Source organism: Nocardia brasiliensis IFM 10847 (assembly GCF_000710915.1).
GTDB classification, from domain to species: Bacteria; Actinomycetota; Actinomycetes; order Mycobacteriales; family Mycobacteriaceae; genus Nocardia; species Nocardia brasiliensis_A.
This window is the reverse complement of sequence record NZ_BAUA01000196.1, coordinates 82219-97983: the sequence shown is the minus strand read 5'-3', so window position 1 is coordinate 97983 and position 15765 is coordinate 82219. Positions and strand designations below refer to the sequence as shown.

18 protein-coding genes are annotated in these 15765 nt (G+C 68.3%); 8 read left to right on the top strand and 10 right to left on the bottom strand.

Features of this window, described 5'->3' with window-relative positions:
• The 4 genes from NBRGI_RS39055 to NBRGI_RS39040 all read right to left on the bottom strand — a co-directional run.
• Positions 1-326 (bottom strand): MFS transporter (locus NBRGI_RS39055; protein ID WP_148311128.1); only part of this gene is annotated, 326 nt, incomplete at its 3' end.
• 102 nt (positions 327-428) lie between these two features.
• Positions 429-1187 carry an SCO6745 family protein gene (locus NBRGI_RS39050; RefSeq protein WP_029902731.1) on the bottom strand — a complete coding sequence of 253 codons (759 nt, stop codon included), beginning with the start codon at positions 1185-1187 and terminating at the stop codon, positions 429-431.
• 60 nt (positions 1188-1247) lie between these two features.
• A complete protein-coding gene (locus NBRGI_RS39045) occupies positions 1248-2084 on the bottom strand; it encodes an NmrA family NAD(P)-binding protein (RefSeq protein ID WP_029902729.1) in 837 nt (278 codons plus the stop codon).
• Between the two features lie 36 nt (positions 2085-2120).
• Positions 2121-3113: a helix-turn-helix transcriptional regulator gene (locus NBRGI_RS39040; RefSeq protein ID WP_029902727.1), complete on the bottom strand. Its 993-nt coding sequence runs from the start codon at positions 3111-3113 to the stop codon at positions 2121-2123.
• 62 nt (positions 3114-3175) lie between these two features.
• Here NBRGI_RS39040 and NBRGI_RS39035 point away from each other — a divergent pair, with 62 nt between their 5' ends.
• Together NBRGI_RS39035 and NBRGI_RS39030 are read left to right on the top strand one after the other, a co-directional pair.
• Positions 3176-3529, top strand: coding sequence for a YybH family protein (locus tag NBRGI_RS39035; protein WP_029902724.1), 354 nt, complete (start codon positions 3176-3178; stop codon positions 3527-3529).
• 56 nt (positions 3530-3585) lie between these two features.
• Positions 3586-4071 (top strand): DUF488 domain-containing protein, encoded by a 486-nt coding sequence (locus NBRGI_RS39030; protein WP_029902722.1) that lies wholly within the window; start codon positions 3586-3588, stop codon positions 4069-4071.
• On the opposite strand, the gene NBRGI_RS39025 is transcribed toward NBRGI_RS39030, so the two are convergent.
• Positions 4049-5341: an APC family permease gene (locus tag NBRGI_RS39025; RefSeq protein WP_029902721.1), complete on the bottom strand. Its 1293-nt coding sequence runs from the start codon at positions 5339-5341 to the stop codon at positions 4049-4051. The genes NBRGI_RS39030 and NBRGI_RS39025 overlap by 23 nt on opposite strands.
• A gap of 79 nt (positions 5342-5420) precedes the next feature.
• On the opposite strand from NBRGI_RS39025, the gene NBRGI_RS39020 reads away from it, so the two are divergent.
• Both NBRGI_RS39020 and NBRGI_RS39015 read left to right on the top strand, forming a co-directional pair.
• Positions 5421-6164 (top strand): arsenate reductase/protein-tyrosine-phosphatase family protein, encoded by a 744-nt coding sequence (locus NBRGI_RS39020; protein WP_029902720.1) that lies wholly within the window; start codon positions 5421-5423, stop codon positions 6162-6164.
• Positions 6161-6436 carry a VOC family protein gene (locus NBRGI_RS39015; RefSeq protein ID WP_029902719.1) on the top strand — a complete coding sequence of 92 codons (276 nt, stop codon included), beginning with the start codon at positions 6161-6163 and terminating at the stop codon, positions 6434-6436. Before NBRGI_RS39020 ends, NBRGI_RS39015 begins: the two co-directional genes overlap by 4 nt.
• Before the next feature lie 10 nt (positions 6437-6446).
• Here the strand turns inward: NBRGI_RS39015 and NBRGI_RS39010 are convergent, their stop codons facing one another.
• Positions 6447-8198, bottom strand: a complete 1752-nt coding sequence (locus NBRGI_RS39010; protein ID WP_051728375.1) for a hypothetical protein — start codon at positions 8196-8198, stop codon at positions 6447-6449.
• A gap of 271 nt (positions 8199-8469) precedes the next feature.
• On the opposite strand from NBRGI_RS39010, the gene NBRGI_RS39005 reads away from it, so the two are divergent.
• Together NBRGI_RS39005 and NBRGI_RS39000 are read left to right on the top strand one after the other, a co-directional pair.
• Positions 8470-9603 carry a phosphotransferase family protein gene (locus NBRGI_RS39005; protein WP_029902717.1) on the top strand — a complete coding sequence of 378 codons (1134 nt, stop codon included), beginning with the start codon at positions 8470-8472 and terminating at the stop codon, positions 9601-9603.
• Between the two features lie 42 nt (positions 9604-9645).
• Positions 9646-10731 carry a TIGR03857 family LLM class F420-dependent oxidoreductase gene (locus NBRGI_RS39000; RefSeq protein WP_029902715.1) on the top strand — a complete coding sequence of 362 codons (1086 nt, stop codon included), beginning with the start codon at positions 9646-9648 and terminating at the stop codon, positions 10729-10731.
• A 9-nt stretch (positions 10732-10740) separates the two neighbouring features.
• Here NBRGI_RS39000 and NBRGI_RS44665 read toward each other — a convergent pair whose 3' ends face one another.
• Positions 10741-11166 carry a YbaY family lipoprotein gene (locus NBRGI_RS44665; protein ID WP_051728374.1) on the bottom strand — a complete coding sequence of 142 codons (426 nt, stop codon included), beginning with the start codon at positions 11164-11166 and terminating at the stop codon, positions 10741-10743.
• A 160-nt stretch (positions 11167-11326) separates the two neighbouring features.
• Between NBRGI_RS44665 and NBRGI_RS38990 the strand changes: the two genes are divergently transcribed.
• A complete protein-coding gene (locus NBRGI_RS38990) occupies positions 11327-12022 on the top strand; it encodes an LmeA family phospholipid-binding protein (RefSeq protein ID WP_029902712.1) in 696 nt (231 codons plus the stop codon).
• Between the two features lie 8 nt (positions 12023-12030).
• On the opposite strand, the gene NBRGI_RS46990 is transcribed toward NBRGI_RS38990, so the two are convergent.
• Positions 12031-12501 (bottom strand): RDD family protein, encoded by a 471-nt coding sequence (locus tag NBRGI_RS46990; protein ID WP_158440001.1) that lies wholly within the window; start codon positions 12499-12501, stop codon positions 12031-12033.
• 201 nt (positions 12502-12702) lie between these two features.
• Here NBRGI_RS46990 and NBRGI_RS38980 point away from each other — a divergent pair, with 201 nt between their 5' ends.
• Positions 12703-13908, top strand: a complete 1206-nt coding sequence (locus tag NBRGI_RS38980) for a glycoside hydrolase family 76 protein (RefSeq protein WP_051728372.1) — start codon at positions 12703-12705, stop codon at positions 13906-13908.
• Here NBRGI_RS38980 and NBRGI_RS38975 read toward each other — a convergent pair whose 3' ends face one another.
• Together NBRGI_RS38975 and NBRGI_RS38970 are read right to left on the bottom strand one after the other, a co-directional pair.
• Complete coding sequence (locus NBRGI_RS38975; protein WP_029902706.1) at positions 13909-15084, bottom strand: DmpA family aminopeptidase; 1176 nt, start codon at positions 15082-15084, stop codon at positions 13909-13911. It lies immediately after the preceding gene.
• A 4-nt stretch (positions 15085-15088) separates the two neighbouring features.
• A complete protein-coding gene (locus NBRGI_RS38970; protein WP_029902704.1) occupies positions 15089-15706 on the bottom strand; it encodes a TetR/AcrR family transcriptional regulator in 618 nt (205 codons plus the stop codon).
• Between the last annotated feature and the right edge of the window lie 59 nt (positions 15707-15765).

Sequence of the window (15765 nt, the reverse complement as noted above, 5' to 3'; positions counted from 1 at the left end):
ATCAGCAGCGTGGAGATGCCCATCAGCAACAGGGTGGAGACGAGGGTCTTCTTGCGGCCGATGCGGTCGCCGAAATGCCCGAAGATCATGGCGCCCACCGGGCGTGCGATGAACGCCACGGCGAACGTCGCGAACGAGGCGACCGTGCCCGCCGTCGACCCGAGCGCCGGGAAGAAGACCTTCGGAAAGACGAGCGCCGCGGCGGTCCCGTAGATGAAGAAATCGTAGAATTCGATGGTGGTGCCGATACAGCTCGCGACGGCCACCCGGCGCATGCTCGTGCCGGTCGTCGTCATCGTTGCCTGTTGTGGCGACAGTCTTTTCATGCGGTCCTCATTTCATCCCCTGCGCCGCCAGTCCAGGCGCGGGGTGAGAGGACCATAGTGATGTGGGTCACTCCGCGGTAACCCCCGAACGGGGGTAGGGACCTACTGTCGAACAGACGATTCGCGGGTGAACGCGGCGCGGTGCGCGTCGGTCAGCAGCGCACCGAGTTCCTGCTGCTCGGACTCGGCGAGCACCTCGAAGCACGGCTGAATCAGCTTGTCGGTCAAGGCTTCCGCAGCTTCCCAGCGCTCGCGCTGCTCCGGCGTCGGCGCCTCGAACGGTTCGGGCCAGCCGAGCAGACGAGCCTGGTCACCGCCGTCGAGCATCGGCGACCCGGAGACCAGAATCGCCTCCAACGGCGTCAGCCCGCACGCTGTCACCGCGATGAAGTGCAACCCGCCCCGCAGTTCGCGCACCACGTGCAGCAGCAGCGTGGCCCGGCCGAGCCCGTCCGCGGGCAGCGGCATCGCCCGCCAGCCCGCGAACAACGGCAACCCGGCCGGCGACGCCGCGGCGGCCACCCGCTCCAGCAGTGCCGCCAACCGGTCCGCGCCCTCGAACGAGGCGAGCTTTCGGCGACCGAAGTCCTGGCAGGCGGCCGAATACGCCTGTGCCGCTTCGGCAGCGGCGATCGGCGTCGACTCCCAAGCCGACCGGACCCGCTCCGGCGCGAAGAAGCCGAACGCCGCGGCGACCACGTCCGCGTCCACCTCGCCGAGCACGCCGCCGCGACCGCGCGTGTACGGACCGTGGAACCCGCTCACCTCGATGGCACTGCCGAATTCCTTGACCTCCCGGGAAAGCATGAACGCCCCACCCAGCTCGGAGATCTGTTTCTTCACCGCAACCGCCGTCATCATGGGCGAAATACTATACGTACGGCCGTACGTCTTACAAGGGCCGTACGTAGCCGATTCCACTCACGACGCCGCCGCGCGATCGGTTCCGCCGGATCGGAATCGTGCCGCATGCTCGTCCACCCACTGCGCGAAAGTCCGTGCCGGGCGGCCGGTTACCCGGGCGACGGTGTCGACGACGGTTGTCGAGGCGGCATCCGCCGTGGCGTACCAGCCGATCACGTATTCGGCATCGGCGCGCGACACCCCGGTAGCCATCAGTCGTTCGATGGCCTGCTCGTGACCGATCCGCACGAAGCCGATATCGCGCCCGACCGCACGGGACAGGATCGCGATACGTTCTTGCGGCGTAAGCGATTCCGGCCCGGTGAGGTTGTAGGCGCGCCCTGCGTGGCCGTCCTCGAGCAACGCGACCGCGGCCACCGCGCCGATATCGGCCTCGTGCACCAGAGCGCTGGGAGAATCGTACGGCTCTCGCACGACACCTTCGTCGACCACCGAGTCCCGCCAGGCCAACGTATTCGACATGAACTCCTGGGGTTCCAGCCGCGTCCATGCCACACCCGAATCCGCGACGGCTTGCTCGACAGACCCGACCGCGCCGCCCCACACCACGGTGATCCGCTGCACCCCCGCCAGCACTGCTTTGCGCACGAGTTCCGGACCGACTTCGGCCAGGCCGGCCGTCACGGTGATGTGCAAGCGCTCGATGCCCGCCAAAGCGGCATCGAGCGTCTCGGGGGCGGTGTGCGTGCCCGCCACCACCTCCAGTGCCGGCGAGAACATCTGCGCCGCAGCGGGATTGCGCGACAACGCGCGGACGCGCTCACCGCGGCGCACCAGCTCTGCCACGACATGCCTGCCGGTGTTTCCGGTTGCACCGGTTACCAAGGTTGCCATTGTCGAACTCCTATCGTCGGATTCGACGCTAAAAGCTCAACCTGTGTCGAGGTCAAGCGGCGGGCTGTCATAGCGGGCGGCCAGTTCGGCTGCGCGGTCGCGCAGTACGGTGCGCAGCCACTGGGGGGCGAGGACTTCCGCGTTCGTTGCCGATTGCCAGAGCGCCCATTCGGCGTGTCTCGCGTCCTGGAAGGTCACTTCCAGCCGCGACCAGTCGTCCGCGTCCGTGGTCTCCGCGTGCACGGCCAGCGCGGTGCCGACCAACTCCGCGCGCCGCGCGGGATGTACCCGGACCCGCACCGTCACCTGGTCGCCGCCGGCGCGAAACCGCGTGCCGCGTTCCTGCCAAGCCTGATCCAGATCGACCCGGTCCGGTCGCCGCGCAGGCTCGGGCAACTCCTCGGCGGCCAAGATCCGGGACAGGCGGTAGGTGCGGTCCGCGCCGGACCGGGTGGCCAGCAAGTAGGCCTGATCGCGCACGGTGACCAAGCCGATGGGGTCCACCGTGCGCCAGGACGGCTCTTGATCCACCGCCGCGTAGTGGATGCGCAACTTGTGCCCGGCGAACACTGCCCGCCGGACCTCCCGCACCACCGCATCGGGCACCGCCTCCGGCGTCGTACGCCGCGACAGGAGATCGGTGTCCGGATCGATCAGCAATCGTTCGGCCGCACCCGCCGCAGTCACCCGATGGCTCTCGGGTAGCGCGTCGACCACCTTGCGCATCGCCGAGGCGAGTGCCGAGCCGAGTCCGAAAGCCTGTGCGCCAGGCCGTGATCCGGCCACCAGGAGGGCCAGCGCCTCGTCGTGGTTCAGGCCGGTGAGCTCGGTTCGGAAGCCCGGTAGCAAGGCGAACCCACCGTGCCTGCCACGTTCGGCGTACACGGGCACGCCTGCCGCGGACAGTGCCTCGATATCGCGCAGCACGGTCCGGGTGGAGACCTCCAGTTCGCGGGCGAGCGCGGTCGCGGACAGCCTGCCGTGCCGGCGCAGGAGCAGCACCAGAGAGACCAGCCGATCGGCACGCATAGAAGAACCTTCGCAGAAATACCCGACACAAGATGTCGTGATTCGCTGAGAGTGTAGTCGGTATGACGAACAACAAAGTGGCCACCGAGCCCAACGACCTGGGCAAATACTTCATCGAGCGCGCCAACGCGGGCGATGTCGACGGACTGGTGGCGCTGTACGAGCCGAACGCGGTACTGGAATTCCCGCCGGGCCACTTCGCGACCGGACACGCGGAGATCCGCAAGGTCTACGAGCAGTTCGTGGCCGCCGCGCCGGTACTCTCCCCGGGCAGGCAGCACCCGGCACTGGTGAGCGGCGATCTGGCACTGACGACGACCACCCTGACCACCGGCGAGATCGCCGCCGAGGTCGCGCGCCGCCAGCCGGACGGGTCCTGGTTGTGGGCCGTGGACCAGCCGACTCTGCTCCCGTAAGCACCACGGCGGTGGGCCGGAACGACCGTGCCCACCGCCGCCGTCGAAAGGCTGCGATGAAACACATAGCGACGATCGGCGTCTACGGCGGCACCGTCGAGACTTTCCTCGCGGCGCTCACCGACGAGGGCGTCGGACTACTGCTCGACCTGCGCCAGCGCCGCGGTGTCCGCGGGCCGGAGTACGCCTGGGCGAACTCGGCCCGCCTGCAGCACGCGCTCGCCACGGCGGGCATCGAGTACCGCCACGTCAAAGGGCTGGCACCGACGACCGAACTACGCGAACTCCAATACCGCGCAGACGATCTGACGGGCGTCGGCAAGCGTAACCGCGTGCGGTTGGCAGCCGAGTACTCCGCGCGCTACACCCGGGAGATACTCGACCCGTTCGACCTCGCCGCCCTCGTGGCAGACCTCCCGAGCGACCGCACGACGGCGCTGTTCTGCGTCGAACACGATCCGCAGGCCTGCCATCGCGCACTCGTGGCCGCCCGCCTGCACACCGACCACCGACTCCCGGTCACTCATCTCTATCCCGATTGAGCGACCTATTGCGCAGCAAGCGGACGAGGTAGAGGATCGCGCCCGCGGCGATGACGCCCGCCCCGGTGACGATGGACTCGGCCGGCAAGGTGCCCGCCAAGACCAGACAGCCGAGCAACCCCGTCGCGGGAATCACTCGGGGTGGCCGGTTTTCGTCGCGGGACAGGGTCCAGGCCGACACATTCGCGATGGCGTAGTAGAGCAGCACGCCGAAGGAGGAGAACCCGATCACGGCGCGCAGATCGGCGGTGGCGGCGGACACCGCGACGAGCACGCCGACCACCACCTCGGCGCGATGCGGAACCCCGAATCGCGGGTGCACGACGGCAAGGGAGCGCGGCAGGTGGTGGTCGCGAGCCATGGCCAAGGTGGTGCGGGAGACGCCGAGGATCAACGCCAACAGTGCGCCCAAGGCCGCGACGGCGGCGCCCGCGCGCACCACCGGGGCCAGCCACCCGGCCCCCGCCGCCTGCACCAGTGCAATGAGCGGCGCCGCTGCCGTCGCCAACCGATCCGGCCCGAGTACGCCCAGCGCGGCCACCGCGACCGACGCGTACACGACGAGCGTGCAGCCGAGCGCCAGCGGTATCGCGCGCGGAATCGTGCGGGCCGGGTCACGGACCTCCTCACCGAGCGTGGCGATGCGCGCGTACCCGGCGAAGGCGAAGAAGAGCAGACCGGCCGCTTGCAGCACACCCGTAGCGGTGAGCGCACCGCCGAACTGCATTCGCTGCCAATCTATTCGGTTCGAACCGAAAGCGGTGACGACCACCACCGCGAGCACGAGCAGCACCACGACCACGATGACCCGGGTCAGCAACGCCGATTTCCGCACACCGCGATAGTTGACCGCGGTCAGCGTCGCCACCGCGACGACCGCGACCGCATGGGCGTGCGCGGGCCACAGGTAGATTCCGGCAGTCAGTGCCATCGCCGCACAGGATGCAGACTTGCCCACCACGAAACTCCAGCCCGCGAGGTAACCCCAGAACGGCCCCAACCGCTCCCGCCCGTACACGTACGTCCCCCCGGACGCCGGATACCGAACAGCCAGCCGCGCCGAAGAAATCGCGTTGCAGAAGGCGACCACCGCCGCGACCGCGAGCCCGATCAGCATCCCCGCTCCCCCGGCCCGCGCCGCCGGACCCAGCGCACCGAAGATACCCGCACCGATCATCGCCCCGAGCCCGATCACGATCGCATCCCCGAGCCCGAGGCGGCGCGCCAGTCGCTGCGCCGAACCTGTTTCAGCCGAGGCGTTTTCGGCCATGAAGCCTCCTCTCGCCGGTTGGCGATCGCGGGTCGGCGGGCGGTGGATGCATCAATTTGGTTTGATGTATTCTATAACCATGAGGTCGCTCGAGCGACCGGAGCTTCCGGCGCTGTTCCGCACCGCCGCTCATCCCTTGCGCTGGGCGCTGTTGACCGCGCTCGCTCGAGGGGACCATCGAGTCCGCGAGCTCGTCGACCTCGTCGGAGAACCACAGAATCTGGTGTCGTATCACCTGCGGCAGTTGCGCTCGGCCGGGTTCGTGGGCACGCGTCGCAGCACTTTCGACGGGCGCGACACGTATTACCGGCTCGACCTGTCCCGGTGCGCCGCCGCATTCGGCGCGGCGGCCGCCGCACTGCATCCCGCACTGGCGACGTCAGCGACCGGCCATGAGCCCACAGCGGGGTCGGTGCTGTTCCTCTGCACCGGCAACAGTGCCCGCTCGCCCATCGCCGCCGCTCTGTTGCGCCGCCACTGCGACAGACGAGTGCGGATCGCGTCCGCGGGCAGCCATCCCAAGCCCGAGTTCCATCCCTACACGAGACGAATCCTGCACGAGGACTACCGCATCGACACCGTGGAGCCGCGGCCCAGATCCCTGACCACCGTGGCGGGCAGGCATTTCGACCACGTCATCACGCTGTGCGACAAGGTTCGCGAGTACCCGCACAACATTCCCGCGACCACCAGCACGCACTGGAGCACCGCCGACCCCGCGACGGCCGACTACCTCGAATTCCGCCGCATCACCACCGAACTCGACACCCGCATCCGCTACCTACTGCCCACCCTCGCCCCCCATCCCGAGGAACCAGCATGACCACCCTTGCCAGTGTCCGCTACATCGTCGACGACGTAGCCGCGGCCACCGAGTTCTACACCACCCACTTGGGCTTCACCGTCAACCACGATGCCGCCCCCGCTTTCACCGACGTCATCCGTGGCGCGCTGCGGCTACTGCTGTCCGGCCCCACCAGTTCGGGCGCGCGTCCGATGCCGGACGGCGAGACGCCCGTGCCCGGCGGCCGCCAGGTCCTCGTGCAGGACCCCGCAGGCAACCTCGTCGAATTGTTCCAGCTGGCCGCGAGGTGAGTGGCCGACGCTACCGGTAGTAGACCTCGAGTTCTGCGATCGAGGTGAAATAGGCGCTGCCGCCTGGTTTTCCGATGATGCGGATGCCGTCGCCGGAGGTGGTCGCGAAGTTGAAGGTGTAGGTCGTGAAGGCACCGGTCGAGGCGGTGTACGGGTAGCGGGGCTCGATCTTGGTGTTCTGGACGTCGATCCAGCGGAAGTCCTGGCGCACCTGGACGCGCAGGCCTGCGGCGAACCAGCCGCCGTCGTCGAACATCTCACCGGTCGTGTAGACCACCTGGTTCATCAGGTACGGCTCGGACCAGGTGAAACCCCAGAAGTCGAGGTCCTTGTTCTCCTGGTCGAAGCTGTTCTCGCTCTTGGTGAAATCACCGTCGTTGTAGTACTCGGTGTGGCCGAAGTGCGCGGATTTCTCGATGGGCGTGACCGCGGCGCCGGTGTAGGCCAGGTTGTCGCGCGGGTCGGGCTGATTCGCCGGCGCCTGTGCGCGGTACGGCAGCAACGTCATCTTGCGGAGGTTGAAGCTGTAGGCGGTATCGCCGCCCGCGCTGCCCACCCACCAGTTCGACTGCACCCACATCGACGTCCCGTCGGCCGCGATGAACTTCGACGGGATGGTGGTGGCGTAACCGCCGTTCTTCGGACCGGGGCAGCCGGGGCCCCGGCCGAACCACGGATAGCCGCCGAAGTCCTTGGTGAGGAACAGCTTCCAAGGGCCCCACGGCGTGGGCGCTTCGTAGAACTCGTAGGTGTACTCGGTCCAGGAGGTGTACAGATACCGTTTCAGCGGTTTGACGTACACCACCCCGCCCTGCGAGATCACCGAGAGGTTGTGCGGCCACTCCCGGTAGTTGCGCAGAGTCGGATACTGCCGCCGGGTGTCCCGCAGCACCGCGCGCCGGTCGGTCAGCTGTTTGCTCCACCGCGGTTTGTCACCGTCGAGACCGGCGAAGAACTCCCAGCGGTTGCGTTGCTCGACGGCCTCTTTCGGCGCACGCGCCAGATACAGGTCGAACGGGTCGGCCACCGTCGCGGTGAACGATCCGCGCCAATTGCCGTCCAAGCCGTACGCATAGACGTAGCGGGCCGCCTCCGCGCCCAATGCCGTTGCGGCATCGCCGGAGTCACGTCCGAAGTCGAGAAAGAAGACGGTGGTGAAGACCCCGCCGGTGAACATCGGCTGCTGGGTCCGGTGCCAGGTCCGCCCGTGATCGTCCGACCACGAAACACTGGCGTCCGGCGCGTCGTTGAACGCGATATCCCCTGGCCCCAGCCGTAGATCCTGGATCGCGAGATAGAGCCGCCCGTCCACGCAGACGATCCCGGTCGGCTTCCGGTTGTAGTGCGCGGGATCGCCCCAGATCGCGCCGACCTCGTCGGCGACCGCCAGCACCTCACCGGTGAACCCGCTCTTGGGATCTCCGCTGATCCGGTTGACCACGATGTCGTGCCGCGGCCCGTCCGCGAACCCGCTGCCGTCACCGTTGACCGAATAGAGGTTGTCGTCGTCGGCCCAGCAACTCACCCACAGATCGCCGTCGCTTTCGCTGTCGACCTCGACGGCGTTGCCCACCATGGCCGTCGCGAAGAAGGTGCTCAGCTCGGGACTGGAAACAGCACGCGTATCGGTCTTTTCCTCGTGGTCGCCGGACTGCGCGGGCGAACGCGACCCGGCGGTTGCGGCGACACCGAATCCGGCGGCGAGCACACCGGCGGCGCCGGAGACGCCGACCATGAACCGGCGCCTGCCGATACCGCTCACCCCTGACCCCCTCGGCCACCGACCGAGCACTCCACCGAACCGCCCCTCGGGCAGGCACTTTCGACCCGGCGGGCCGACACGCTGACAACGCTGTTCACGCAGACCATCTTTCGAGCAGAACCAATCCCGGCCCCGACACTAGCCGTTGACCCCTGTCCCCGGCACGGCGAGCCGTCCACACCCACTCCCGCTCATCGAGAACACCTGTTGACACCCCGAAACGGCGCGGCCGATGGTTACCGCAGCTTCGCAACCTTGTCAGGAGTGGTCGATGTCTTCATCCCAGCCCGAATCGGGCATGCGGCTGCAACGCAGCAGCCGCGACACCAGCGCGCTGATCCCGCGCCTCACCGAATGGCTGGCCACCCAACTGCCCGAGGCGGCCGGGCCGCGACTCACCCTGCGCTCCGGCATCGACAGCAACGGCATGTCGGCAGAAACCCTGGTACTCAACGCGATCTGGACCGAAGCCGGTGCCCCGCGAACCGTCGACTTGATCGGCCGGATGGTGCCCACCCCGGGCGATTTCCCCATCCTGGAGCACTACGATCTGCAAGCCCAGTTCGACGCCATGCGCCTGGTCGCCGAGACGAGCGATGTGCCGGTGCCGCGGGTGCGCTTCATCGAGGCGACCGGTGCGGTACTGGGCACGCCCTTCCTGCTGATGGATCGCGTGGACGGTGTGGTGCCCCCGGACGTCATGCCCTACACCTTCGGCGGCAACTGGCTGTTCGACGCGAGCCCCGAACAGCAGCACCGACTGCAGCACAGCACGATCGAGGCGCTCGCCGCGCTGCACGCCATTCCCGACGCGCGCACCGTCTTCGGCTTCCTCACCCCTGCACAGCCGGGCACCAGCTCGCTCGAGCGCACCCTGAACCGCGCTCGCGGGTGGTATGAGTTCGCGGCGCGCGACACCGGACCGTCGCCACTGGTCGAGCGAATCCTGGTGTGGCTCACCGCGAACCTTCCCGAGACCACGCCCGGCGACGACGTGCTGTCCTGGGGCGACGCGCGCATCGGCAACTGCCTCTACCGGGATTTCGTGCCCGCCGCGGTGCTCGACTGGGAACTGGCGACGATCGGTCCCCGCGAACTCGATGTGGCCTGGCTCGTGTTCGCGCACCGTGTCTTTCAGACGATCGCGCAGACTTTCGGCCTCCCGGGCATGCCGGACTTCTTCCGCGAAGCCGACGTCGTGGCGACCTACGCCGCGTGCGCGGGCCGGCCGCTCGGCGATCTCACCTGGTACACGCTGTTCGCCGCGCTCAACTACTGCGTCGTCTTTCTGCGTTCGGGCGGTCGGCAGATCCATTTCGGCGAGATGGCGCGGCCCGACGACATCGAGTCGCTGCTGCATCATCGCTCGCTGGTCGAAGAACTGCTCGCCGAACTCGGCGCCTGAGCACCGCCGCACGACAATCCTGCTGGGGAGCGCACTCTCGTGATCGAACAACTCAATGAATTGGCGTACTACTGCATCACCCGGCATCCCGCCGATGCCCGGGTCCTGTTCCCGGAAGCCCGCGCGGCAGAGGAATTGGGCCTGGGCTCGTGCATGATCGGTGAGCGGATGACGGTCAAGGACTCCGCGGTGCTCTCGGGCGGACTCGCCGGGTGCACCACCGATCTGGGGATCGCGGCGGCAGCCACGAATCACCACACCCGGCATCCGATGGTCACCGCCACCATCGGCTCCACCATGCAGGCCATCACCGAGGGCCGCTACGCCATGGCCTTCGGCCGCGGCATGGCGGCGAACTGGAAAGCGATCGGCCTGCCCGCGGTGACCGAGGCCCAGTTGCGGGACTTCGTCGGACTGCTGCGCCGACTCTGGGCGGGCGAGACCATCATCGGGCACGACGGCCCGGCCGGGTCCTGGCCTGTCCTCTACCACCAGAACGGCCTCGACGAGGCTCCGCCGATCGGCTTCGTCGCCGTCGGCCCCAAGACGCTCGAACTCGCCGGCGAGATCGGCGATTTCGTGGTGCTGCACACCTTCTTCTCCGACGAGGCCACCACCAAATCCGTTGCGGCGGTGCGCCGTGGCGCGGAACGGGCGGGCAAGGACCCGGACAGCGTCCGGATCTGGTCGTGTCTGGCGACCGCGAGCGACGCGCTCTCCCCGGCGGACCAATTGCGCAGACGGACCGGCCGTTTGGTGACATATCTGCAGGCTTACGCCGACGTGCTCATCACCGCCAACGGCTGGGATCCGCAGATCTGGGAGCGAATCCGCGGCACCCAGCTCTACCTCGACGCGGCGGCGGCGGGCCCGATCGACGCGTCCGCCTCGGTCGAGGTCCTCGAACAGTTCGATGCCCTCATTCCCGACGAGTGGCTCGCCTCGGCCGCATACGGCTCCCCCGAGCAGTGCGTGCAGAAGATCTCGCGCGAACTCGACCTGGGCTGTCACTCGGTGATCATGCACGGCGCCAGCCCGCATGAGCTGGCCTCGGTAGTCACCGCCTACCGAGCCGCCCGCCCCACCCTGCGCCGGGCAGTCGCGGCGAACCCGGGCAAGTTCGCGTGAGCGGTCCGGTTACGGCACCGCGATGAGGGAAAGGTGCAGGGTGGGCACCGGAGCTTCGCTGGGCACCGTATTGCGCGTATCGGTGATCCAGCGCAGCTTGCCGTCGACATAGACGTCCGCCGACACGGCGAGCGTGCGGCGGGCATCGGCACCGGCGCGGTCGGTGCGCAGTTCGAAGCGAGCGGGTTGCGCACCGGTGAGTTCTTGCCGGGTCAGTTCGACCGACGGCGCGTCCATCAGTGAGACATCCGCCAGTCGAACCGTGATCACGGAGCGTTCCGGCGGGGTCCCGCCCTCGAAGCTCAGCTCCCCCGTGACGACGAGCGGCTCGATCGGATCCGCCCGTGCTGCCGAATGCGTCAGCGAGAATCCCACCGCACCGGCCAGCAGCAGGGCCGCCCCGGCTCCCGCGGTCCATCGCGTCTTGTCGGTCATGACATCGACGATAACCAGCAGTTTGCCGTGGCGGCAGGATCTTAAGAGCCCTCTAATCGAACCCTAATCCGGCGCGAGCCGCATGCGGCGTAGATCGCCTGGCGGCTTGCACCCGCTCGCCCGCACAGCATGATGGTGGGATGGGCGAACGGGTGAGTACATGCGCGGACTGCTGATTCTGATCGTGGTCGCGGCGATCGCGCTGCTGGTCGGGGACCGGGTCGCGGTCACCGTGGCGCAGAACGAGATCGGGCGTCAGATCGCCGCGGAATACCAGCTGGGGCGGCAACCGAACGTCGATATCACGGGTTTTCCCTTCCTGACCCAGGCCGTCGACGGCACCTACCGCGAGATCGATATCCGGGTCGGCGACTGGAGCGGACAGGGCCTGACGGTGCACGATCTCGATATCACGCTGGTCGATGTCGCCGCGCCGCTGAGTGACGTACTGCAAAGCCGCACTTCGAATTTCGTTGCGGCGACCGCTACCGCGACCGCGGTGGTGCCGTACGACGCCGTGCGCGGCTTCGCGCCATCTGGTGTGGAGTCGATCTCCTACAGTCCCGAGGGCCTGCGCGTCACCGGGACGTTCCCGGTGGATGGCATCCCGGTGCCCGCAACGGTGGTCGTGACGGTGGCGCCGACCGACGGCGGCATCGAGGTCACCCCGGTGTCCGTGCAGTCCGCGGTCGGCGGTCCGACCATCTCCCTGGCGATGCTGCGCAGCACGCTCACCTTCACCGTGCCGCTGCAGCGGCTACCGCTCGGCGCCCGTCTGACGGCCATCCAGCCGGGCGCCGACGGCCTGCACGTCACCGCCGTGGCCCACGAAGTCCGGTTTTCCGACCTGCCCTGAGCACCCGCTCACGCCGCCTCCCACCGCCGCTCGTCGCGCCGGCGCACGGTGCGCAGACCGCAGGCCTGGCCCACGCTCGCGCCTTCGAGCAGGAACTGGGCCACGATCACGACGAAACCGAACAACCATCGGAACACCGTCTGCCACAGGCGTGGACGACGGCCGTCCTTCCAGCGCAGCACCCGCATGCCGAAGAGCAGTTTGGCCGTACTCGCCCGAAAGACCAGCGTGCCGACCACATGGTTGACAAACGACACCCCGAACAGGCACGGGAGGAACACCGGCACGAACTCCGCGACACCCGCGGACGCGTGAAAGACCCGCACCGCCAACGCCAAAGCCACGAAGAAGACCAGTAGCCCATCCGTGATCGCCGCGAGCGCCAGCCGGTTCTCCCCCGCCGCTTCCGGCACCCATACGCGCGGTGATCGGCCAGGACCCGCGGCGGCTACGGCGGGATCGATATGCGGTGCGTTCACCGGCCACATTGTGCCCAACACGGTCCCCACTGCCCAGCAGCGGTAATTGGGGGCTGGCCGAGCGGCGGAAACTGTTTGCGGAATGTTCGTTCTGGGCACGACTCGCACGCTGCTCCGCTCTGATCTCATGGAGCGGGAAGAGTTGGAGTGCGGGGCGGGTGGCGCCGGCCGCGGCGATGGTTGTCGAGGGAGTCCGAGCGGATGGATCGCCGGCATGCGGGGATCAGCAGGCGCAGGGTGCTGCTGGCGGCAGGCGCCTCGATCGCGCTCACCACCGTGACGCCGCCGACGCGGGCGGTGGCGATCAGCGGGAACGTGTCCAGCGGCCCCGAATCACCTGCCCAGCGCGCGGATCTGGCGGAACAGGCGATCGTGCAGCGGCATGTGCGCACCCTCTGGGGTCACCCGCACCTGCGTCTGGGCACGCTCGTCTGGCCCTCGTCCCTGCTGGATCAGTCGTTCGCGCGCTGGTGCTACTGGTGGCAGGCCCACCTGCTGGACTGTGCGGTGGATGCCGCCGACCGCGCCCGCACCCCCGAACGCGTCGACCGGGTGCTCGCGCTGGCCCGGGGCATCCGGGCCCGCAATCTCACCGGCTGGACCAACCGCTACTACGACGATATGTCTTGGCTCGCACTGGCTCTCGAACGCGCCGACCGGCTGCTCGGCGTCCGGTTCGACAATGCCGTCCCGGAATTGGCCGGGGACCTGATCGCAGGCTGGAATCCCGCGGTGGGCGCGCTGCCGTGGCGCAACGACGACGAGTACTACAACACCCCGGCGATCGGCCCGGCCGGTATCGCGTTGGCCCGCTTGGGCGAACTGTCGCGCGCCGCACAGCTCGCCGACTTCCTGGACACCCGATTGCGCGACACCGGCAGCGGATTGATCCTGGACGGCGTGCACGAGCCAGATGGCCGGGTGGAGCGCACCATCCACACCTACTGCCAGGGTGTCGCCATCGGCCTGGAAACCGAATTAGCGACGCGCACCGGCGAATCGAAACATCTACGGCGCGCCACCGACCTCATCGGCGCGGTCGCGGACCGGCTCACGACCGCCGGGGTGATCGCCGCCTCCGCCGACGACGACTCCGGGTTGTTCATGGGCATCCTCGCCAGATACCTCGCCGAAGCCGCACTAGCGCTGGGCGACACCACCGCCGCGCAGATCGTGCACGCCTCCGCGCACTCCGCGTGGCGGCACCGTGCCGAGGTCGACGGATTGCCCTTGTTCGGCGTCGACTGGACCCGTCCCGTCCCGGTGCCCCGACACCCGCAGACCTTTCCCCAGCTCATGTACTCCCCCGCCGACACCCCGGCGAACCTCAGCCGCGACCTCTCGGTCCAGCTGAGTGCCTGGATGCTCCTGGAAGCCGACCACCGGCTGACCGCGGCAGGCCGCTGATCACCGGAAACCGTTGGCCAGCAGAGCCTTCAGCTGGTCGTGTGGGAGAGCGTGCGACCGATGACCGTCCCGCCCGGTCATGGCGCTGTTCACGACGAGCGCGTTCAGGACGGCTTCCTCGACCGCTTGGACCACCGCGGTGTACACGGGGTCCATCCGGTTCCAGGGCAGCCTGGCGGTGGTGACGAGTTCGGCGGCGGTGGGCTCGCCGAGCGGAAATCCCGTGTCCGCCGGGCGGTCGTCCGCCGTGGAGAAGGCGAGAAACAGGTCGCCGGAGAACAGGCTGCCGGTGGTACCGGTGCGGGCCAGCCCGAACGGCACCCGGCGGGCCATCGCGGTGCACTGCAACGGATCCAACGGCGCATCGGTCGCGACGACGACGATGACCGAACCCGAACCGCCTGGCGCAGCCGGCGATTGATCGGGTGCGACACCCCAGTCCGTCGTTTCCATCGGGTTGGGCACGTCGAGCTCCGCGCCGACGCGGTGCCCCCGGATCGTCAGTTCTCGGCGCGCACCGAAATTCGCCTGGAGGAACACACCGACGGTGTACGTGTGCGCCCCGAACTCGACCCGTCTCGACGCGGTGCCGCTGCCCCCTTTGAACCCGTAGCAGTTCATTCCGGTGCCGCCGCCGACCGAGCCTTCGTCCAGCGGCGCGCTGCGGGCCGAATCCAATGCGGCGACAACGTTTTCCGGCGTGACATGACCGCCGTTGATGTCATTGAGATAGCCGTCCCAGGTTTCGGCGCAGACGGGCAGCAGCCACTGCCGGGCCAGCGCCGGATCGGTCTGGTTGATCCACTGGATCGCCCCGGTGTGACACGCCCCGATGGCATGGGTGTTGGAGATCGTGACGGGCATAGCCAGCTGCCCCACCTCGTCGATCCATGCGGTGCCGGTCATTTCGCCGTTCCCGTTGAGCGAGTAGCGGCCCGCGGCGCACGGCCGACCGAGACCGGACCGGCCGCGCGGCAGCACCGCCGTCACGCCGGTGCGGACCGGACCCGCGCCCACCCGCATCGGCCCCTCGCCGGCGATCAAGGTCTGATACCCCACCGCCACACCGGGCACGTCGGTGATGGCGTTCCACGGTCCCGGTTCACCCTCGGGGGCGATGCCGAGGGCCCGGGCCCGCGGGCGTCCGTCCGGGGCGAACGAGTGCAGCTCGGTCATCGGCTCATCCTTCGGGTGTGGTGATGTCGGCGCAGCCCGTGGCTGTCCGCGCGTAGGAGCAGATCAGTTCGGCGGCACGGTTTTTCGTGATCGACCGGTTCCGGCTGACGATGTGCAGGCCATAGGCGTCCTCCAGCGCGACCAGATTCGCCGCGACATCGAGGACGGGCGCATCGATCGTGAAGTGCCCCTGTGCGATACCCACCTCCAACGCGCTCAGGTACACCGCGACCTGCTGTTCGAACAGTGCGGTGATCCGATCTCCGTGTTCGGCGGCGACGCTGCGATAGGCGGCCAACCGGTACAGCGCGACCACCAGTTCGTCGGCGTCCGAGGCGGGCAGGCCCGCCCAGATCAGCGCGCCGATCTTCGCGCGCGCATCGCCGATCCGCGCGACCATGGCCAGCCTGCCGCCGAAGAACCGGTCGCTGGCCTCGCGATGCACCTCGCGCAACAGGTTGTCGAGATCGTCGAAGTAGTAGTGCACCGTCGCGGGTGATACCCCCGCGGTTTCGGCAACCTCACGGATCTTGAGCTTGCCGACGCCGCGATCGGACACCGCGGTGAGCGCCGCGTCGAGAATCACCCGACGCGCCTGCTCCTGATCCTTCCGGCGTGCCATTCACCCCTCCTGTTTTCTCGGCACTGATGCTAAATCAACTTTGCAAAACCATGAAAATC